The organism is Paenibacillus arenilitoris (genome assembly GCF_014705655.1).
In the GTDB taxonomy this organism is placed as follows: Bacteria; Bacillota; Bacilli; order Paenibacillales; family Paenibacillaceae; genus Pristimantibacillus; species Pristimantibacillus arenilitoris.
Genome location: NZ_JACXIY010000033.1, coordinates 1 through 20,150, shown reverse-complemented (window position 1 = coordinate 20,150; position 20,150 = coordinate 1). Strand labels below are relative to the sequence as shown.

At 57.1% G+C, this 20,150-nt stretch carries 19 protein-coding genes and 1 other RNA gene; 19 read left to right on the top strand and 1 reads right to left on the bottom strand.

Annotation, left to right across the window (positions count from 1 at the left end):
* The first annotated feature begins 124 nt into the window (after nt 1-124).
* From IDH41_RS23720 to argS, 4 genes are all read left to right on the top strand, one after another.
* Nucleotides 125-2,338, top strand: coding sequence for a bifunctional 2',3'-cyclic-nucleotide 2'-phosphodiesterase/3'-nucleotidase (locus tag IDH41_RS23720; protein ID WP_190865545.1), 2,214 nt, complete (start codon nt 125-127; stop codon nt 2,336-2,338).
* Nucleotides 2,339-2,485: 147 nt separating this feature from the next.
* Nucleotides 2,486-2,995, top strand: coding sequence for a DNA-deoxyinosine glycosylase (locus IDH41_RS23715; protein ID WP_190865543.1), 510 nt, complete (start codon nt 2,486-2,488; stop codon nt 2,993-2,995).
* A 66-nt stretch (nt 2,996-3,061) separates the two neighbouring features.
* Nucleotides 3,062-3,520 (top strand): DUF1934 domain-containing protein, encoded by a 459-nt coding sequence (locus tag IDH41_RS23710; RefSeq protein WP_190865542.1) that lies wholly within the window; start codon nt 3,062-3,064, stop codon nt 3,518-3,520.
* Nucleotides 3,520-5,199 (top strand): arginine--tRNA ligase, encoded by a 1,680-nt coding sequence (gene argS / locus IDH41_RS23705; protein ID WP_190865540.1) that lies wholly within the window; start codon nt 3,520-3,522, stop codon nt 5,197-5,199. Before IDH41_RS23710 ends, argS begins: the two co-directional genes overlap by 1 nt.
* Nucleotides 5,200-5,238: 39 nt before the next feature.
* Here the strand turns inward: argS and IDH41_RS23700 are convergent, their stop codons facing one another.
* A complete protein-coding gene (locus IDH41_RS23700) occupies nt 5,239-6,381 on the bottom strand; it encodes a S8 family peptidase (protein ID WP_223830006.1) in 1,143 nt (380 codons plus the stop codon).
* 373 nt (nt 6,382-6,754) lie between these two features.
* Between IDH41_RS23700 and rpoE the strand changes: the two genes are divergently transcribed.
* The 15 genes from rpoE to IDH41_RS23625 all read left to right on the top strand — a co-directional run bounded on the left by rpoE (nt 6,755) and on the right by IDH41_RS23625 (nt 19,881).
* Nucleotides 6,755-7,333, top strand: coding sequence for a DNA-directed RNA polymerase subunit delta (gene rpoE, locus IDH41_RS23695; RefSeq protein WP_190865538.1), 579 nt, complete (start codon nt 6,755-6,757; stop codon nt 7,331-7,333).
* A gap of 374 nt (nt 7,334-7,707) precedes the next feature.
* Complete coding sequence (locus IDH41_RS23690; RefSeq protein WP_190865536.1) at nt 7,708-9,312, top strand: CTP synthase; 1,605 nt, start codon at nt 7,708-7,710, stop codon at nt 9,310-9,312.
* A 156-nt stretch (nt 9,313-9,468) separates the two neighbouring features.
* Entirely contained in the window at nt 9,469-9,867 is a 399-nt protein-coding gene (locus IDH41_RS23685; protein WP_223830004.1) for a response regulator, read from the top strand.
* A gap of 173 nt (nt 9,868-10,040) precedes the next feature.
* On the top strand, nt 10,041-10,895 hold the full coding sequence (gene fba, locus IDH41_RS23680) for a class II fructose-1,6-bisphosphate aldolase (protein ID WP_190865532.1): 855 nt from the start codon (nt 10,041-10,043) through the stop codon (nt 10,893-10,895).
* Nucleotides 10,896-11,033: 138 nt separating this feature from the next.
* A complete protein-coding gene (locus IDH41_RS23675; RefSeq protein WP_190865530.1) occupies nt 11,034-12,293 on the top strand; it encodes a UDP-N-acetylglucosamine 1-carboxyvinyltransferase in 1,260 nt (419 codons plus the stop codon).
* 116 nt (nt 12,294-12,409) lie between these two features.
* Complete coding sequence (rho, locus tag IDH41_RS23670; RefSeq protein ID WP_190865529.1) at nt 12,410-13,744, top strand: transcription termination factor Rho; 1,335 nt, start codon at nt 12,410-12,412, stop codon at nt 13,742-13,744.
* Between the two features lie 21 nt (nt 13,745-13,765).
* Nucleotides 13,766-15,019, top strand: a complete 1,254-nt coding sequence (locus tag IDH41_RS23665) for a radical SAM protein (protein ID WP_190865527.1) — start codon at nt 13,766-13,768, stop codon at nt 15,017-15,019.
* 141 nt (nt 15,020-15,160) lie between these two features.
* Nucleotides 15,161-15,358 (top strand): 50S ribosomal protein L31, encoded by a 198-nt coding sequence (gene rpmE / locus IDH41_RS23660; RefSeq protein WP_190865524.1) that lies wholly within the window; start codon nt 15,161-15,163, stop codon nt 15,356-15,358.
* Nucleotides 15,359-15,440: 82 nt separating this feature from the next.
* On the top strand, nt 15,441-15,842 hold the full coding sequence (locus tag IDH41_RS23655) for a hypothetical protein (RefSeq protein WP_190865522.1): 402 nt from the start codon (nt 15,441-15,443) through the stop codon (nt 15,840-15,842).
* Nucleotides 15,843-15,910: 68 nt separating this feature from the next.
* An RNA gene (ffs, locus tag IDH41_RS23650) (signal recognition particle sRNA large type) lies at nt 15,911-16,179 on the top strand.
* A 249-nt stretch (nt 16,180-16,428) separates the two neighbouring features.
* Nucleotides 16,429-18,225: a DNA polymerase III subunit gamma/tau gene (dnaX, locus tag IDH41_RS23645; RefSeq protein WP_190865520.1), complete on the top strand. Its 1,797-nt coding sequence runs from the start codon at nt 16,429-16,431 to the stop codon at nt 18,223-18,225.
* Between the two features lie 29 nt (nt 18,226-18,254).
* Nucleotides 18,255-18,566 carry a YbaB/EbfC family nucleoid-associated protein gene (locus IDH41_RS23640; RefSeq protein ID WP_190865519.1) on the top strand — a complete coding sequence of 104 codons (312 nt, stop codon included), beginning with the start codon at nt 18,255-18,257 and terminating at the stop codon, nt 18,564-18,566.
* Between the two features lie 46 nt (nt 18,567-18,612).
* Entirely contained in the window at nt 18,613-19,212 is a 600-nt protein-coding gene (gene recR / locus IDH41_RS23635) for a recombination mediator RecR (protein ID WP_190865517.1), read from the top strand.
* 160 nt (nt 19,213-19,372) lie between these two features.
* Entirely contained in the window at nt 19,373-19,621 is a 249-nt protein-coding gene (locus IDH41_RS23630; RefSeq protein WP_223830003.1) for a DUF2508 family protein, read from the top strand.
* Nucleotides 19,618-19,881, top strand: a complete 264-nt coding sequence (locus tag IDH41_RS23625) for a pro-sigmaK processing inhibitor BofA family protein (RefSeq protein WP_190865513.1) — start codon at nt 19,618-19,620, stop codon at nt 19,879-19,881. The genes IDH41_RS23630 and IDH41_RS23625 overlap by 4 nt, the downstream gene beginning before the upstream one ends.
* Nucleotides 19,882-20,150: the final 269 nt, after the last annotated feature.

Below are 20,150 nucleotides of genomic sequence, written 5' to 3'. Positions count from 1 at the left end.
CGAGTTTACAAAATCATCGAATGACAAATCGGATTCATTAAATTACGATAATATGGTAATGAATGGGACATCGCGTGTTTGCAGCATCGCTATTTTTAATAGAACAAACTAAGGAGGAGTTGTTTTGGCGAAACCGTACAAACCGATCTGGAGGGCCGCGCTCGCGCTGGCGGTCGGCCTTGCCGCGCTGCCGCTTGCCGCTTCCGCGGAGACGGGCGGCGCGGGCACCGTGCAGCTGCGGATTATGGAAACGTCGGACCTGCACGTGAACATGGTGAATTACGATTATTTTGCGGACAAGCCTACGGACGAATACGGTCTGGCGAAGACCGCGACGCTGATCAAGAAAGCGCGGGAGGAAGCGCCGAACAGCCTTCTGTTCGATAATGGCGATTTGATTCAGGGCAATCCGCTCGGCGATTACGTCGCGACGATCGACCCGCTGCAGCAGGGCGAGACTCACCCGGTGTATAAGGCAATGAACCTGCTCGATTACGATGCGGGCAACCTCGGCAATCATGAATTCAATTACGGCCTGGAATTTCTCGAAACGTCGCTCGCAGGCGCGGACTTCCCCTATATTAACGCAAACATCTATAAAGCGGACGGAGACGCGGACGAGACGAACGACGAGAACCTGTTCACGCCGTACCTGATTCTGGACAAGGAAGTGACGGACGGAGCCGGAGCGAAGCATCGGCTCAAGGTCGGCGTCATCGGCTTCGTGCCGCCGCAAATTACGCAGTGGGACAAAGCCCATCTGGAAGGCAAAGTAACCGTTAAGGATATCGTGGCGACGGCCGAGAAGTTCGTGCCGGAGATGAAGGAGAAGGGGGCGGACCTGATCGTCGCGATCCCGCATTCCGGCTTCGAGGACATTCCGCAGACCCCGCTGATGGAGAACTCGGTGCTGTACCTGAGCAAAGTGGAGGGTATCGACGCGATTTTGTTCGGCCACGCGCATAAAGTATTCCCCGACAAATCGTTCGAGGGCAAAAGCGGCGTCGACCTGGCCAAAGGCACGATCAACGGCGTTCCGTCCGTCGAGCCGGGCTATTGGGGCAACAACCTCGGCATCATCGATTTGACGCTGCAGCTGAAGGACGGCGAATGGGCGGTCGCCGATTCGGCGTCGAGCGTGAGGCCGATTTACGATGCCGCTAACAAGCAGCCGCTCGTCGAAGCGGACGAATCGATCGTCGAAGCCGTGAAGGAAGATCACGAGCATACGCTGGAGTACGTTCGCGGGCCGGTCGGCAAGACGACCGCGCCGATCAACAGCTGGTTCGCGCTCATTCAGGACGACCCTTCGATTCAGATCGTGAACAACGCGCAAACATGGTACGTCGAGAAGCATCTGCAAGGGACCGAATACGAAGGCATCCCGGTATTGTCGGCGGGGGCGCCGTTCAAAGCCGGCGGGCGCCAGGGCCCCGGCTACTATACGAACATCGCCGCCGGCGATATCGCGATCAAGAACGTGGCCGACTTGTACCTGTACTCCAATACGCTCAACGCCGTGCTTGTAACGGGAGCCGAGGTCAAGGAGTGGCTCGAGTGGTCGGCCGGCCAGTTCAAGCAAATCGATCCGGCGAGCGCGGAGAAGCAGGAGCTGATCAACTATGATTTTCCAACGTATAACTTCGACGTGATCGACGGCGTGACTTATCAGATCGACGTCGCGCAGCCGCCGAAGTATGACGCCGCCGGCAAGCTTTTGAACGAAGGCGCAAGCCGCATCGTCAATTTGCAATTCGAAGGAGACGCGATCGCGGCCGACCGGAAGTTCGTTGTCGCATCGAATAACTACCGGGCCTCCTCCAGCAAGTTCGCCAACCCCGACGGCAAACGGATTATTCTTGCCGCTCCGGACGAGAACCGGCAAGTCGTGATCGACTACATCCGCTCCTTCCAGACGATCAACCCGTCGGCGGACGGCAACTGGTCGCTGGCGCCGATTAACGATACCGTCAACGTGGCTTACAAGACGTCGCCTGACGCGAAGGCCGCCGACGAGGCGAACGAAGCGATTGCGTTCACGGCCGATACGGAGGACGGTTACGCGGAATTCAGGCTGAGTCTGGGAAGCAAGGAGACGAACGCGCCGGAACAACCGGGTCAGCCGGAGCCTGCCGGGCCGTCCGAGCCCGAGAAGCCTGTGGAGCCGGCAGGGCCTGCCGCGCCTCAGGAGAAGGTCTATACCGTCAAATCGGGCGACACGCTGTATGCCATTGCGCTGAAGCACGGTACGACATGGCAGAAGCTTGCGAGCTACAACAAGCTGCGCAACCCGCATCTTATTTATCCGGGGCAAAAAATAAAAATTCCGGCGAAGTGACGTCGCCCGAACAAGGTTACGCGATCCGCGCATGAAGCAGCGGATCGCGTTTTTTTGCTTGCCGCGGAGGATTCGATCGCCTCATCTAGGCTAGACTTATAGTAGAATGAAGCCATAGCGAGCTTACAGGAGCAGGAGGAGGGGCCGATGCGCATTTATTCTTTTCCGCCGGTTATCGACGAGCGCGCGCGCGTGCTGGTGCTCGGCACGGCGCCGAGCGTGAAGTCACTCGAGCATAAGCAATTTTACGGACATACCCAAAACTTCATGTGGCGCATCATGTACCGGCTGTTCGCCGATACGGATCCGGATCCCGTCTACGAGAACCGTCTCGCCTTCCTGAAGGAGCATCGGATCGCGCTGTGGGACGTGATGGAATCGTGCGAGCGGGAGGGCAGTCTCGACGTGAACATCCGGGCGGAGGTGCCGCAAAATTTGCCTTGGCTCCTCTCCGAATATCCCGGCCTGCGCTGCTTTGCCTTTAATGGAAGCAAAGCGTACGACACGTTTCGGAAGCATTTCGGCGGGGACGGACGCTTCCGGGACGTCGCGCTGCTCAAGCTGCCTTCCACGAGCCCGATCCCGACGCCGCGCATGCGGACGCTGGAAGACCGCGTCGGGGCATGGCGCGCCATTGTGCCGTATACGGCACGCTAGCGTTGAAATTCGCGGACTTCCTGTATATAGTAGTTACATATGCAGACTGATAACAGGAGCAAGGCTATGGGACAAAGCGGTAAGGTGCGGATCGCGCTCGAGAGCGTGCAGGACGGAAGCTCGCATGTTCACACGTATGCGGGGGAATGGTTCCGCAAGGAGCTGTCGGTGTTCGTACGATATGTCGAGCCCGCGCAGGAGGAAGAGCCGGGTGCGGGCGAAGTCCGCACGCTCGTGCGGTACCGGCCGGGCGAGCTGTCCATCGTAAGGCGCGGGGCGGTCGAATCGGAGCAGCTGTTCGCGCCCGGTATGCGGCGCACCGGATACTACCGGTCGAGGGCGGCGTCGTTCCCGCTCGAGACGGATACGAAGCTGCTGCGGCTGGCGGCTGGGCAGGGCGAAGGCGCGGACGGGCTGCCGGGAGCGCTCCCTTTTACATTGGAATGGCAGTACGAGCTGCTTGTGGGCGAACAAATGTCGGGCCGGTTCCATATCCGGCTCCATATACGGGAGGAACAGGATTAATGAGCGCAAATGTACTTGAGAACATGTATGAGCAGCTGAAGGCGGCGATTGCCGATGCCGCGGTAGCGGCCGGCCTGGCGGCTAGGGAGGAGCTTCCCGCCATCGTGCTGGAGGTGCCGAAGGATAAGGCGCACGGAGACCTGGCGACGAACGCCGCCATGCAATTAACGAAGCTGGCCAAGAAGAACCCGCGCCAAATCGCGGAAGCGCTGCTGGAGCATCTGGATGCGAAGAAGGCTTCGGTTCAATCGGCCGAAATCGCGGGTCCGGGCTTTATCAATTTCCGGCTGGACAAGAGCTACCTTTACCCGGTTATCGGCGCGGCGCTGCAGGCGGGCAGCGAATACGGCCGCACGGCGGAAGGCGGCGGCAAGCGCGTGCAGGTGGAGTTCGTCAGCGCCAACCCGACGGGCAGCCTTCATCTCGGCCACGCGCGGGGAGCGGCGGTAGGCGACGCGCTTTGCAACTTGCTTGATTTTGCCGGCTACGACGTGACGAGGGAATACTATATTAACGACGCTGGCAAGCAGGTCGAGAATTTGGCCGTGTCGATCGAAGCCCGTTACCGCCAGGCGCTCGGACAAGCCGCGGAGATGCCGGAGGACGGCTATTACGGAGAGGATATCGTCGGCTTCGCGAAGCAGCTCGTCGAGCAAGAGGGGGACAAGCTGCTGTCGATGCCGGATCGGGAGCGGTTCGCGTTCTTCCGCCGATACGGCCTGGAGCGGGAGCTGGACAAGATCAAGCGCGATCTGGGGCGGTTCCGCGTCGGCTTCGACGTATGGTACAGCGAGACGTCGCTGTACGAGAGCGGCCTGGTCGAGGAAGGGCTCGCGGCGCTTAAGGCTTCCGGCCACGTGTACGAAGAAGAGGGCGCGACCTGGCTGTCCACGATGCCGTTCGGCGACGACAAAAACCGCGTGCTCGTGAAGAACGACGGCTCGTACACCTATTTGACTCCGGACATCGCGTACCACCGCGACAAATACGGCCGCGGCTTCGACCAAATGATCAATATTTGGGGAGCCGACCACCACGGCTACATTCCGCGCGTGAAGGCGGCGATGGAGGCGCTCGGCAACGATCCGAAGAAGCTGACCGTTCTAATCGCGCAGATGGTCAGTCTGTACCAGAACGGCGAGAAAATGAAAATGTCGAAGCGTACCGGCAAAGCCGTTACGATGGAGGATCTGATGGACGAGGTCGGCGTCGACGCGATCCGTTATTTCTTCTCGATGCGCAGCATGGATTCGCATCTGGATTTCGACATGGACCTTGCGATTTCGACGTCCAACGAGAACCCGGTCTTCTACGTCCAGTACGCCCATGCCCGGATTTGCAGCGTCTTCCGGCAGGCGGAGGAGCAAGGCGTCGCGCTGAAGGAAACGCAGGCGATCGATTTCGGCAAGCTGTCCGCCGAGCAGGAATTCGACCTGCTTCGCAAGGTCGGCGAGCTGCCGCAGGAAATATCCGAAGCCGCAGCCCAATATGCGCCGCATCGGCTGATCCGTTACGTCTACGAGCTGGCGTCGCAGTTCCACAGCTACTACCGGGCCGAGCGCGTCATCACCGAGGACGCGGAGCAGACGCAGGCCCGCTTGGCCCTGCTCGCGGCGGTTCGGATCGCGATCGCGAACGTTCTGCGACTCGTCGGCGTATCGGCGCCGGAGCGGATGTAGCCGCGCGCTTCGCGATCGAAATAAAAACAAGCCGTGGCGCTAGGTTTTGTCCACGACTTGCATCATTCGCATCACATCGAGCTCGCCGACCGTCCGGCGGGCTCTTCTTCCTCTTAACGGCTGAACGGAGCGCTTAATGATCGTTTTGATTTCGGCGGGCGTCAGGCCCGGTCTGTGCGCGAGCAGCAAAGCGATGGCGCCGCTCACATGCGAGGTGGCCATCGAGGTGCCGCTCATTTCGTTATATTTGCCGCGAATCCACGACGAGACGATTTTGTCTCCGGGAGCGTACACGTCGATATAGATGCCGCGGTTGCTGAAGGGCGCGATACGGCGGAGCTTGTTGGTGGCGCCGACCGATATCGTCTGGGGATACCTTGCGGGATAGTCGACGGAACGCCGCTTGCCGTCGTTTCCGGAGGAAGCGACGATGATCACGCCCGCGTTGTAAGCGTTGATGACCGCGCCGAGCAGCGCTTTGCTTTTGGTCTTCATCCCGAAGCTCATGTTGATGACGTCCATGCGATTGCGGATGCACCATTCGATGCCGAGAATGATGTCGGACACGAAGGCGCTGCCGTTGTGGTCGAAGGCTTTGACCGGGGAGATCAAGGCGCGGGGCGCAACGCCGATCATGCCCTGCGGCTGATTGGCCGCGGCGATCGTTCCGGCGATGTGCGTGCCGTGGCCGTTGTCGTCGTGCGGCAGCATGCTTCGGTTCAGCAGGTTGATGCCTCTCGACAATGATTGACGCAGATCGGGATGGCTGAAGTCGACGCCGGTGTCGATGACGCCGACCTTCACGCGGAGGCCTGTCGTCGTGCTCCATGCCTGCGGAGCTTTAATCTGGTTCACGCCCCACGGGATGCCTCGGTCGACCATGGCCGACTTATGCACCTGGGAGCCGTGGTGCACGCTGATTTTGCAATCCTTCTCAATCCATATTCGCCCGCCGAACCGCTCCAGCGTTTCGTCTGCCGGCAGCCGGCACGAGACGGCTCGGATGATGGGCATTTGCCTGATTTTCTTGCGGGGCGATGACGACGGTTCGATTGCAGGCAGCTGCTGTAGGAAGTGCCGGTAGTCGCTCGCATGCTGAAAGCGAACTATTCGCTTAACGGTCGCTGTGTCCGTGCAAGCCATCGTATCCTGCAGCAAGCGGATAAAAGCGGCGGTGTCCAAAGTTGGCTTCCCCTCCCGACGGACCATGCTGAACTATTGTATGAGCGAACGCTTCGTCCCGCATGAGCAACTTGCCCTTTTTCATATAATTAGGCGCCAAACCGTGTCAAAAAGCGATATTGGACATAGGATGAACAAAGAGTTCTCCGGAGCTCTTACGTCCATGGTGCGCCGGGAAACGCATCGCGGCCGGAAGGATACAGTCAGGCGGAGGGTTTATCCCTTCGCTTTTTGTCATTGCGTCCAAGCTCTGCCGCAGGAGCGGCCCTCCGCTTGCTTTTTTGCAGGAAATAGGTTTTACTATACTGTGACTAGCACAAAAAAGGGAAAAACCGATTACATAATTTCGATTGGCAAGAGAGGATGTGTCCGTATGAGCGGCGGCAATTACACGTTGAAGCTTGATCCTGAGCGCGTGAAGGAAATGCCTATGGTCGATTTGGCGTTTGAGGTGCTGAAAGCGGCAAATACGCCTTATTATTACCGCGATCTCATGATGGAGATCGCTAAGATACGCGGACTTTCCGCGGAAGATGTCAACCAGTTCATCGCGCAGGTGTACACGGAGATCAACATTGACGGACGCTTTGCGTGCGTGGGCAGCAACATGTGGGGACTGAAGCGGTGGTATCCGGTAGAGCGCTCCGAGGATCCGGTCGGCAACGCGAAGCGCACCCGCATTATCAACGACGACGACGATCTGGAAGACGACGACATGTTCACGGACGAGGAAGAAGACACATACGCGGATCAGGAAGAGGATTACGACGTATTCGACGAAGACCGCGAAGACTTCGACGAAGCCGACGAGGACGCGGAGGTCGACGAGGAAGTGGATCTGGACGACGAAGAGATCGACGAGGAAGACGTGGAAGGCGACATGGACGGCGAAGACGAGGAATCGGACGACGAAGACGATTTCGAAGACGAAGAAGACGACGAAGACAAATAGGTTGCTCGCCGCGCCGGTCAGGATGTCGGTTTCGCTTGACAGGTCCTATTGGCGCAGAGTAAACTATTGCATGGGCTTAAGATTCGGTTAACAAATACGCATACGAGCGGCATCCTTCGGCAGCGAAGGATTGCCGCGTGAAATATAGGCAGAGCGTAAGTTTTGGCGATTTATGCTTTCTTATATTTTTTTATATGCCAAGAAAAGGAAAAGTGCCCCGTGGCTACGGGTGTCACTTTTTTTGTTTGTGGGGGACGGTTCCGAGGGAATGATTCCCACAAACTGGATGGACGGGCCATGGCTCTGCATCCATGTTTATCGAGGAAATGGGCAAACCTAATTCTAACCATAGGAGCTTGGAGGGTATCATCACAGTGACCAAATATATATTTGTAACCGGCGGCGTCGTATCGTCCCTGGGCAAGGGGATTACAGCAGCCTCGCTCGGCAGATTGCTGAAGAACAGGGGTCTTAAAGTAACGATTCAAAAATTCGATCCCTACATTAACGTAGACCCGGGAACGATGAGTCCCTACCAGCACGGAGAAGTATTCGTCACGGACGACGGCGCCGAAACGGACCTCGACCTCGGCCACTATGAACGCTTCATCGATATCAACCTGTCGAAGAACAGCAACGTGACGTCGGGCAAAATCTACTCCAACGTCATTACCAAGGAGCGCCGGGGCGATTATTTGGGAGGCACGGTTCAGGTGATCCCGCATATTACGAACGAGATCAAGGACCGCGTATTCCGCGCCGGCAAGGAAGCCGGATCCGACGTCGTCATTACGGAAATCGGCGGCACGGTCGGCGATATCGAGAGCTTGCCGTTCCTCGAAGCGATTCGCCAGATCAAGAGCGACATCGGCCGGGACAATGTGATGTACATCCATGTTACGCTAATTCCATACATCAAAGCGGCGGGCGAAGTGAAGACGAAGCCGACGCAGCACAGCGTGAAGGAGCTGCGGAGCATCGGCATCCAGCCGAACGTCATCGTGTGCCGCACGGAGTATCCTCTCGCCGAGGACATGAAGCGGAAGATCGGCCTATTCTGCGACATCGACGCCAGCGCGGTCGTCGAATGCCGCGACGCCTCGACCCTGTATGAAGTGCCGCTCATGCTCCGCGAGGAGGGCCTCGACGAGATCGTCGTCAACCATCTGAAGCTGACGACGAACCAGCCGGACATGCGCGAGTGGGAAGGCTTGGTCGATCGCGTGAAGTCGCTTCACAAAACGACCGAAATCGCCATCGTCGGCAAGTACGTCGCGCTGCACGACGCGTACCTCAGCATCGTGGAATCGCTTGGCCATGCGGGCATCGCGGCCGATTCCGAGGTGAAAATCCGCTGGGTGAACGCCGAGGAGCTGACGGAGCAGAACGTTTCGGACGAGCTTCGGGGCGTGCAGGGCATCCTCGTGCCGGGCGGCTTCGGCGACCGCGGCATCGAAGGAAAGATTACGGCGATCAAACACGCGCGCGAGAACAAAATTCCGTTCTTCGGCATTTGCCTCGGCATGCAGGTTGCCGTCATCGAGTATGCGCGCAACGTGGCCGGGCTTGCGGACGCGAACAGCTCGGAGATCAACCCGTCCACGCCTTATCCGGTCATCGACCTTCTTCCGGACCAGAAGGACGTGGAAGACATGGGCGGCACGATGCGCCTGGGCCTTTACCCGTGCAAGCTCGCGCCGGGCACGCTCGCGTCGAAGGAATACGGCGAGGAGCTTGTCTACGAGCGTCACCGCCACCGTTACGAATTCAACAACGAATACCGCGAGGCGATCGAGTCGGCGGGCTTGCGCTTCTCCGGCACGTCGCCGGACGGCCGTCTGGTCGAAATGATCGAGATTGTCGACCATCCTTGGTTTCTGGCGGTGCAGTTCCATCCGGAATTCACGTCGCGTCCGAACCGTCCGCAGCCGTTGTTCCGCGGGTTCGTGCAGGCGGCGCTCGGCTATTCGGCAAAATAAGAGGCATTCGCGGGCGGCCGCGCATTTTGCGGCACCGTTTGATAAGTTTTTCTCCGGACGAGAAGGATTATATAACCTCCTGCGCGAATATATTAACGATTATGGAAGAGTTGGCCATTTATCTGGGTGAAGCTCAGTCGCGGGAGGTATATGACGTTGGAGAAGAAGAAAGTATTGATCGTGGATGATCAGAACGGTATCCGCGTACTGCTCATGGAGGTATTTAGCAGCGAAGGCTACAATACGTTCCAGGCGTCCAATGGCAAGCTGGCTTTGGAAATCGTGAAGAGCGAAGCTCCCGATCTTGTTCTGCTGGACATGAAGATCCCCGGTATGGACGGTCTGGAGATTCTGAAGCATGTGAAGGCCATCGACCGCAATATCAAAGTCATCATGATGACGGCGTACGGCGAATTGGATATGATCAAAGAAGCGACCGATTTGGGCGCGCTGATGCATTTTACGAAGCCTTTCGACATCGACGAGATGCGGATCGCGGTAAACATGCAGCTGCGAGGCGGCAATTCGACCAACCGGTTCGCGATCGGCTCTTAACCGGGTTTGACTGACGGCATCGTCGCATATGAAGCGGCGGTGCCGTTTTTGTTAGAATTAACACAGAGTAAAACAAGCTTTACTATTTCAAGGCTCGATATGTTATAATGACTCAGAATGACAAGTCGGAACGGGCTTGAAAACGAAAGAATAAGATCCAGGAGGAAACAACTATGCCTTTAGTGTCTATGAACGAGTTTTTGCCGAGAGCAAAAGCAAACAAATTTGCGGTAGGTCAGTTCAACATGAACAACCTGGAATTCGCCCAGGCGACCGTCGAAGCCGCCATGGAAGAAAATTCGCCTTTTATTTACGGGGTCAGCGAAGGCGCCTTGAAATATATGGGGATCGAATTCACGGTTGCGATGGCCGAGGCCGCTGCCAAAAAATCCGGACTTCCGATCGCCCTGCATCTTGACCACGGCAGCTCGTTCGAAGTCGCGATGAAATGTATCCGCGCCGGCTTCTCTTCCGTTATGTTCGACGGCTCCCACTACGGGCTCGAAGAGAACATCGCGCTTACGAAAGAGGTTGTAAAAGCCGCTCGCGCCATGGGCGTATCCGTCGAAGGCGAGCTCGGCACGATCGGCGGCGTCGAGGACGACCTGAGCGTCGACGAGGAAGACGCAACGCTGGCTAAGCCTGAAGAAGCGATCCGCTTCTATGAAGAGACGGGCGTAGACTGCCTCGCCATCGCGGTAGGCACCGCTCACGGCATGTACAAGGGCGAGCCTAAGATCCACTACGATATTATCCAAAAAGTAGCCGATGCGATTCCTGTACCGGTTGTTTTGCATGGCGGTTCCGGCGTTCCGGACGAAGCGATTCGCCTGTCCATCCAAGCGGGCGTAGGCAAAATCAACGTGAACACGGAGAACCAAGTGGCTTGCACGAACGCGATCCGCGAAGTTCTTGGCGCCAACGCGGAAGTATTTGACCCGCGCAAATACCTCACGCCTGCGCGCAGCGCGATGAAAGCCGTTATTCAAGAGAAAATCCGTTTGTTCGGAAGCAACAACCAAGCTTAAGCAACCAGGAGCAAAGGATAACGAACCGCCTTATAGCGGCAAGCGCGGACGGCGTCTCTGTGGCGTCTCTCGCTTCTGCGCTTGCCTTGGCGGTTTTTCCTTTATTCTCTTCCAATACACGGGAGGAACAATGACGAAATGGAGAAATTGATGATACGCGGCGGACGTCCTCTTCGCGGCACCGTTCAAATCAGCGGGGCGAAGAACAGCGCGGTCGCGCTCGTACCGGCTGCCATTTTGGCTGAATCCGAAGTCGTGCTCGACAATTTGCCGAGGATAAGCGACGTAGCGGTATACAGCGAGATCTTGCAAGAACTCGGTGCCGTCGTTAAGCGCGACGGCGATTTGATGCGCATCGATCCAACCAAACTGGTTTCCAAGGCGATGCCGAACGGCAAAGTAAAGCTCCTTCGCGCCTCGTATTATTTGATGGGCGCCATGCTGGGCAGGTTTGGGGAAGCGACGATCGGGATGCCCGGCGGCTGCAACTTCGAACCGCGGCCGATCGACCAGCATATTAAAGGGTTTGAAGCGCTCGGCGCCACGGTAACGAACGAACACGGTTCCATCCGAATCGCCGCAAAGCAGCTGCGCGGCGCGAAAATTTATCTCGACGTGGCAAGCGTCGGCGCAACGATCAACATCATGCTCGCGGCATCGCGGGCCAAAGGGTTAACGATTATCGAAAATGCGGCAAAAGAGCCTGAAATTATAGATGTAGCTACTCTCCTAAGCGCCATGGGCGCAAAAATCAAAGGCGCCGGAACCGAGACGATCCGGATCGAGGGCGTCGAACGGTTGCATGGATGCCGCCATTCCATTATTCCCGATCGCATTCAAGCAGGTACTTATATGATTGCCGCCGCGGCAACTCGCGGAGACGTTCTTATTGATAATGTTATTCCGAAGCACTTGGAGGCCATGACGGCCAAGCTGGAAGAGATGGGCGTGCAGGTCGTCGAAATGGACGAATCGATCCGTATTATCGGCGGCGGGAACTATTCGCCGATCGACGTGAAAGCGCTCGTCTATCCCGGATTCGCGACCGATTTGCAGTCTCCGATGACGACGCTGCTCACGCAGGCGGCGGGCGTCAGCATTTTGACCGATTACGTCTACGGCACGAGATTCAAGCATGTTCCCGAGCTCAATCGAATGGGCGCGAACATCCGCGTCGAGGGCCGCTCAGCCGTAATCGAGGGCGGCAAGCTGAACGCGGCGAAGGTGCGCGCGGCCGATTTGCGCGCCGGCGCGGCGCTTGTCGTGGCGGCTTTGACCGTCGAGGAAGGCGTGACGGAAATTTCGGGCGTCGAATATATCGACCGGGGCTACGACAACCTGGTGGAGAACTTAAGCAGACTCGGCGCCGAAGTATGGCGGGAGGCGGAATCCTCTTAAATGGGGGTCCGGCGGCCGCGGGTCGGAATAGACGGCGGCGTATCCGGCAATGATGATTAATCAGGCCATCCTTTCTAGCAGAATGATTTATGAAAATCGAATAAAGTGGTGAGAACATGACAGACCTTCAGATCGCCGATCTGGAAGAGATGAAGCTTACCGAGTTATATAAGCTGGCGAAGCAATATCAGATCGCTTATTACGGTACGCTGAAGAAGAAAGAGCTTATTTTTGCAATTTTGCGCGCGCAGGCCGAGAAGAGCGGCCTTATGTTCATGGAGGGCGTGCTCGATATTTTACCGGAAGGCTTCGGGTTTCTGCGGCCGATCAACTATTTGCCGAGCAAGGAAGATATCTACATCTCCGCTTCGCAAATCCGCAGATTCGACCTGAGGAACGGCGACCTCGTCTCGGGCAAATGCCGGCCTCCGAAAGAAAACGAACGTTACTTCGGCCTGCTGCAGGTGAACGCCGTCAACGGCGAGAATCCGGAAACCGCGTCCGAACGCCTTCATTTTCCTGCGCTTACCCCTCTTTATCCGGAAAAGAAGCTGGTGCTCGAGACCGCCCAGCCGAAGCTTTCCACCCGAATCATGGATTTGCTCGCGCCGGTGGGGCTCGGGCAGCGCGGCTTGATCGTGGCGCCTCCGAAAACCGGCAAAACCTTGCTCCTGAAAGAAATCGCGCACAGCATCGCTGAAAATCGTCCCGATATCGAATTGTTCGTCCTGCTCATCGACGAGCGTCCCGAGGAAGTCACGGATATGCAGCGCTCCGTCAAGGGCGAGGTCATCGCTTCGACGTTCGACGAGCTGCCGGAAAATCATATTAAAGTGGCGGAGCTCGTGCTGGAGCGGGCGCTTCGGCTTGTCGAGCATAAGAAGGACGTCGTCATTCTGATGGACAGCATCACGCGTCTGGCAAGGGCGTACAACCTCGTCGTGCCTCCGTCCGGCCGTACGCTGAGCGGCGGCATCGACCCGGCTTCGTTCCACCGGCCGAAGCGGTTCTTCGGTTCCGCCCGCAACGTGGAAGAAGGCGGCAGCTTGACGATTCTCGCAACCGCCTTGATCGAAACCGGATCGCGCATGGACGACATCATTTACGAGGAATTTAAAGGTACGGGCAACATGGAGCTTCACCTTGACCGCAAGCTCTCCGAACGCCGCATCTTCCCTGCGCTCGACATGCGCAGATCGGGAACCCGGCGCGAGGAGATGCTTCTGACGAAGGAAGAGCTCGATAAAGTGTGGGCCATTCGCCGCAACATGAACGATTCGCTGGAATTTGTCGATAACTTCTTGAAGAAGCTGAAGGAAAGCGAGAACAACGAGCAGTTCCTTATGTCTCTCGACACGTCGGCGGAAGCGAGGCCGGATAGACCGGCCATCAAGAGCGGCGCGCAGACGACCGGAAGACGGCCTACGCCGCGCACGACGCACGGGTCGTAGAACTGCGGGAAGGAGGACATCATGAATCTCGTATACGCGGACGCGCAAGGCAACGTATTCGATCATCCCGATTATACCGCTCTAGGTCGCAGCGGGGACATGATCATTGAAATCATGGAAGAGGAGCTTGTACCGCTTCCGAACGGAGCGACGCTGGTCAGCCTGCCTTTCACGCGGCCCGTCGGGCTTCATCCGGATACGGGAGAGATGCAGGTGCTGCCCGGCGACGTACAGGCGGTCGGCGCTTTGCTGCCGCAAGGCTTTACCCGCTTGTGTCTGCCCGGCTACGTGAAGGCCGACAAGAACGAGAAGCTGCCGTTGTTCGGCTATACGGCCGTCGTCTGGAAGGATGGCGGATTCTACGTTACGGCCGAGAGGTGCGACGATCCGGAGCGGTGGGACCCGCTCAATTGCGACCGCAAGGAGCTGGCCGTCGAGGTGGAGCGCATGCTTGCCAAGTATCCGGAGAACCGGGTGTACAAGCATTTGTCCAACTGCGCGCTCGGCTACGAATGCCTGACGTCGTCCAACACGTTTCTGGGACGCTGGGAGGGCGCGGTGCCGGTATCGTACTCCTGCAACGCGGGATGCTTCGGCTGCATCTCCGAGCAGCCGGACGACAGCGGGTTCGTCGCGCCGCAGACGCGGATGAACTTCAAGCCCACCGTTGATGAGATCGTGGAGATCATGCTCGAGCATTTGCGCGGGCCGGACTCGATCATCAGCTTCGGGCAAGGGTGCGAAGGCGAGCCTTCCACGCAGGCGAGAATTATCGTCGAAGCGATGAAGCAAGTGCGAAGCCGGACTTCGCAAGGCTACATCAACATTAATACGAACGCGGGCTTGACCGACTTCATGCGGGCGATCGTCGACGCGGGCCTTGATTTGATGCGCGTCAGCACGATCAGCGCCATTGACGAGCATTACGATGCTTACTACAAGCCGCGCGGCTACACGCTGAAGAACGTTGAGAAGTCGCTCAAATACGCGTCCGACCAAGGCGTGTACACGTCAATCAATTATTTGATCTTCCCGGGTGTTACGGACCGCGAGGAGGAGATCGAGGCGATGATCGGCTTCGCGAAGCGGACCGGGCTTAAGCTGATCCAAATGCGCAACCTGAACATCGATCCGGAGAGCTATCTCGCGCTCATTCCGAAGGCGAAGGGCGAAATTTACGGCATGAAGCAAATGCTGGAGATATTCCGGGAGGAGCTGCCGGAGGTCGTCATCGGTTCCTATACGCATGTCCCGCCGGCGGCGATGCGCCGTTAAGCCGCGCGGCTAAAGCCGTATTTTCCAGCATGGGCATGCGGGATCATGCATTGCAACCTCAGACGGGTCGTGCTATAATCCGTATTGTGTGATTTTAACTCTGGGTCCGCATGCGATCCAGGGCAGAAAGAGGTGAACGTGATGAAACAAGGTATTCATCCGACATACCACGTCGTTACAGCAACTTGCGCTTGCGGCAACTCGTTCGAGACAGGTTCGATCAAGCAGAACCTTCGCGTAGAGGTTTGTTCCCAATGCCACCCGTTCTATACGGGCAAGCAGAAGTTCCTGGATGCCGGCGGCCGCGTCGATCGTTTCAAGAAGAAATACGGCATTTAATATCCGGAATGTTCCGCCTTTATTTGGCAGAATACAAGAACCTCCCTCAGCCATCCTATTGGATAGAAGGGAGGTTTTTTGATTGCAACAAGGACGGTTATCGGGACTGCGGAAATGGATTGCCGCCTTTGCGGTGTGCTTGATCGTGCTGCTATTCGGCGGCTGCGCCAACCAGAGCAGCGACCGCGTCAAGACATACGGGCACGACGGCTATATGGGTCTTTCCAACAGCAATCCGAATATGCCGGGTCGGCATATGGCTTTGAATTATGAGTCGGACGGCAATCTGGTCGAGCAGGTGCTCAGGCCGCTCAAGGGGATCAAGAACACGCAAATCGTGTTTAACGGTACCGATTTGCACGTGAACCTGAAGGTGGATCGGAGCTTATCGGACACGGAAGTACGGAAGCTGCGGTCTAAAGCCCAGTTCATCGTGCAAAAAAATATGCCAAGGTACGATGTTCATGTCGAAACGGCGAGGTGAGCTGTCATTCCGGCTCCCACTTTTCTCCGTGTTGCGCTTTGGGACGAGATGGGCTATACTTATTTTTGCCGTGCTAGACGGGGAGGTAGCGGTGCCCTGTAACTCGCAATCCGCTGTAGCGAGGTTGAATTCCTGCTTGAGGTTATGCCGATGCAGGGCCTTGGCACTTGCGAGCAGTGTTGACAGTCGGGTCCTCCGCAATGGACGTTTGTGAACCCGGTCAGGTCCGGAAGGAAGCAGCCGTAAGCAAATAAGTTCATGTGCCGGGGGAGTGCCTGGCTCGAGCTGTAGTGCAAGGATGCCGCCTGGGTCGCATTTATCGGGAGCAGGTGCGCGGTACCAACGTTATTTTTGAATTCCATACCTTTTTTAATGGCAGCACCTGTGATCGCATTACGATTTTATGAATCGTAAATGGCGGAAGCGGGTGTTTTTGTTTGCAAGCTTTTGCGGAACGCAGGGCGATATGGGGGAAAAGAAAGTTTTTCTTGCCAGTCAGTTGTTGTATAATAGAGGAATCAGAATCGTTGCCGGGCGAATGCCGCTTGGCCGATTACGAACAGGCAAGTCGAAAGGAAAGGTCTGCGTGTCACATATCGCTCTATACCGCGCCTGGCGTCCGCAGACGTTTCAGGACATGGTCGGACAACAGCATATTATTCAGACGCTGCAGAACGCGATTCGCGAGAACCGCGTATCGCACGCGTATTTATTTAACGGGCCGCGGGGAACCGGCAAGACGAGCGCGGCGAAGATTTTGGCGAAAGCGGTTAACTGCGAGCGGGGACCCGCGGCCGAGCCTTGCAACGAATGCGATGCCTGCATCGGGATTACCGCAGGACATATTATGGACGTGGTCGAGATCGATGCCGCCTCCAACCGGGGCATTGACGAAATTCGGGATATCCGCGACAAAGTCAGGTACGCGCCTTCCGAGGTGCGGTTCAAAGTTTATATCATAGACGAAGTGCATATGCTTACGGCCGAGGCTTTCAATGCCCTGCTGAAGACGCTGGAGGAGCCGCCGGGGCATGTGATCTTCATTCTGGCTACGACCGAGCCGCATAAGCTGCCGGCGACGATTATCTCGCGCTGCCAGCGCTTCGATTTCCGTCAAGTGTCGCTCGAAGAGCAGACGGAACGGCTGCTCGAAATTTGCCGGGCGGAAGGCATCGAGGCGGACGAGGACACCATCGGCTATATCGCCCGTCTATCCGAAGGCGGCATGCGCGACGCGATCAGCCTGCTCGAGCAGGTGTCCGCGTTCGGAGGCGACCGCATTACGCTGGAAGCGGCCGTAGACGTGACGGGCGGCATGGCGGCCGACCATTTCTACCAGCTCGCGGAGGCGGTCAAGGACCGCAACGTTGCGGCGGTCATGCCGCTGGTCGAACGTCTGATGCAGGCCGGCAAGAGCGCGGACAAATGCCTGGAAAATTTAATTTACTATTTCCGGGACCTGCTCGTCCTGAAGCTGGCGCCTCAAGGCGGAGCGGTAACCGAGCGCGTCATCGATCCGGATCGGTTCCGGACGATGGCGGACGCTTTCACGCCGGGGCGGCTGTTCGCGATGATCGATACGCTCAACCGGTATCAGGCCGAGCTGAAGCATGCTTCCCAGCCGCAGACGCTCTTCGAAGTCGCTCTGATGAAGCTTTGCACGCTGAGCGAGGAACGTTCAGCAGGCGAAGGTTCCGAACGGGGCGCTTCCGCCGGCGAAGCCTCGGGCGCGCCGGCCGCCGAGATCGGCCGGATGCGCCAGCAGATCGAAGCGCTCGAGCGGAAGCTCGAGCAGGCGCTTCGCGCCGGGGTAGCGGCGGGAGGCGGCCAGCCGTCGGATGGCGCCGCTTCCAGGCAGCCGCCGGCCGGCGGGCGTTCGAGCGCCGTCAGGAGCGCTTTTGGCGGAAGCGCTGGCGGCGCAGCCCGCTCATCTGTTAAGCTTGATAAGTACGTTGCCGCGGCCAAGGAGCCGGAATTCAACATGATCCGGATGAAGTGGAACGACGTGCTTCAGGGCGTGAAGGATGCGAAGATTACCGTGCATGCTTGGCTCAAGGACGGCGAACCCGTATCCGCTGCCGAAGGCGCCGTGCTCGTCGCTTTCAAGAATACGATGCACAGGGAGACGACCGAGAAGCCGGCCAACCGGGAAATTATCGAGAAGGTCATTCACGATACGCTCGGCGGACATTCCCGGCTCGTCACCGTCATGCTGAAGGATTGGCAGGCGGCGGCCGAAGGAGCGGGCGAGCAGAAGGGCGAGGCGTTACAGCTCGAACCGGAGTCGGCGGCTCCCCCCGAACCGGCGGGAAGGCCGGAATGGGTCGAGGAAGCGGTGAAGTTGTTCGGCGAGGATTTGGTTGTCGTGAAGGACAAGGAATAAATTTAATTCTAACGATGAGGTGAATACGAATGAACAATATGAACCAAATGATGAAGCAAGTGAAGAAGATGCAGGATCAAATGATGAAGGCGCAGGAAGAGCTTGAATCCAAAACCGTTGAAGGCACGGCGGGCGGCGGCGTCGTAACCGTAACGTCGAACGGCCACAAAAAAATTCTGAACATTACGATCAAGCCCGAGGCCGTCGATCCGGAAGACGTGGAAATGCTGCAGGACCTCGTGCTGACGGCAATTAACGACGCGCTCGCGAAGGTAGACGAGTTGGCGAACAAGGATATGGGCAAATTCACCGGCGGCATGAAGATCCCGGGATTGTTCTAAGAGACGGCCCTCGCTTTTTTGCGATTTGAAAGGAGCTGTACCCCGTTTGCACTATCCCGAACCGATCGCGAAATTAATTGACGCTTTTACGCGACTGCCGGGCATCGGCCCCAAGACGGCGGCCCGGCTTGCGTTCCATGTGCTTCGAATGAAGGAAGACGATGTCATCGATTTTGCGAAAGCGCTGGTAAGCGTGAAGCGCAATTTGTTCTACTGCTCGGTTTGCTGCAATATTACGGACACCGATCCGTGCAAAATATGTCAGGACAAATCGCGGGATCAGTCGGTCATTTGCGTCGTGCAGGAAACGAAAGACCTCGTTGCCATCGAACGGATGAAGGATTTTCAAGGACAGTACCACGTGCTTCAAGGTGCAATCTCGCCTATGGAGGGAATCGGTCCCGACGAGATCCGCATTGCCGAGCTGTTAAGGCGGCTGAGCGACGAGCGGGTTCAGGAGCTGATTCTGGCCACGAACCCGAATATCGAAGGCGAAGCGACCGCGATGTATTTATCGCGGCTCGTCAAGCCGTTCGGTATTAAAGTCACGCGCATCGCGCACGGGTTGCCGGTCGGCGGCGACCTGGAATATGCGGATGAAGTAACGCTGTCCAAGGCGCTTGAAGGCAGGCGCGAACTGAGCTAGTTGAAGAAAAGAACGGCTGAGCGGCTATAAGGCTCGGTCGTTTTTTTTATGCGGCTTCGTGGAGTCGATGACCCGTAAATCCCTCGTTCTAATCACGGGCCAAGGTTTATACATATAGTATATGCCGTCAGGTAGACCGGACAAGCGGGAGGGGTTGGATTTGTCGAATCAGAAGCAAGACGTTGATGCCGAACCAATCGATAAGATGGAGCAGCTGCGGAGGGAAATCGCGGAGGCGCTTAAGGAGTGGGAGAATGCCAACCGGTATTTCGATCACGCCGTAGGCAAGGATCAAGTCGATTACGCGATCTATGCAATCATTTCGGCGGAGAAGCGTTACGAGATGCTGCTTCGCGCGGCGAAGCAAATACAGGGCACGTGGCCGGCTTGGAGAGGAGCGTTGGAATGAGGACGTTTTGGTTGACCGTTTTTATTGTTTCGTCGGTGCTGCTGGTAGCGGTTGTTTTGCGAAATAAGCTTTCTTGGGGATGGGTTCGCGGCTTTGCCTTGCATCTAATACTGGCGGCCGTTCTGTTGTACGTTCTGAATTACTCGGGCCTTGTGACGGGCATGTATATTCCGCTTAATCCGATTACGATCGGTACCGTCGTCGCGCTTGGCGTGCCGGGGATAGCCCTGATTATGGGCTTGCAATGGACGGTCGGTTGAAAGCAGGCGGAAATCGGCTGGAGTTAAAGGTTGACTGGAGCGACGGATCTGTGCTACATTAATTTTCGCCCAAGATGGAGCAGAGAGGTTTCAAAAAAGGTTTTTCAAAAAAAATACTTGCATTAACTTGGGCGTCTGTGATATATTATAAAAGTCGCCGCTGAGACATAGCGCTGACGCGAAAGAAAAGCTTGTTCTTTGAAAACTGAACAACGAGTGAAACTGCCCCGTTAATCCGCATGGATTAATGGAAAAGCGATACAACGAAA

Coding starts and splice junctions, on each gene's coding strand:
- IDH41_RS23715 (WP_190865543.1), top strand. CDS start 2,486: ATGCGCATTTATTCTTTTCCGCCGGTTATCGACGAGCGCGCGCGCGTG.
- IDH41_RS23710 (WP_190865542.1), top strand. CDS start 3,062: ATGGGACAAAGCGGTAAGGTGCGGATCGCGCTCGAGAGCGTGCAGGAC.
- argS (WP_190865540.1), top strand. CDS start 3,520: ATGAGCGCAAATGTACTTGAGAACATGTATGAGCAGCTGAAGGCGGCG.
- rpoE (WP_190865538.1), top strand. CDS start 6,755: ATGAGCGGCGGCAATTACACGTTGAAGCTTGATCCTGAGCGCGTGAAG.
- fba (WP_190865532.1), top strand. CDS start 10,041: ATGCCTTTAGTGTCTATGAACGAGTTTTTGCCGAGAGCAAAAGCAAAC.
- IDH41_RS23675 (WP_190865530.1), top strand. CDS start 11,034: ATGGAGAAATTGATGATACGCGGCGGACGTCCTCTTCGCGGCACCGTT.
- rho (WP_190865529.1), top strand. CDS start 12,410: ATGACAGACCTTCAGATCGCCGATCTGGAAGAGATGAAGCTTACCGAG.
- IDH41_RS23665 (WP_190865527.1), top strand. CDS start 13,766: ATGAATCTCGTATACGCGGACGCGCAAGGCAACGTATTCGATCATCCC.
- rpmE (WP_190865524.1), top strand. CDS start 15,161: ATGAAACAAGGTATTCATCCGACATACCACGTCGTTACAGCAACTTGC.
- IDH41_RS23640 (WP_190865519.1), top strand. CDS start 18,255: ATGAACAATATGAACCAAATGATGAAGCAAGTGAAGAAGATGCAGGAT.
- IDH41_RS23625 (WP_190865513.1), top strand. CDS start 19,618: ATGAGGACGTTTTGGTTGACCGTTTTTATTGTTTCGTCGGTGCTGCTG.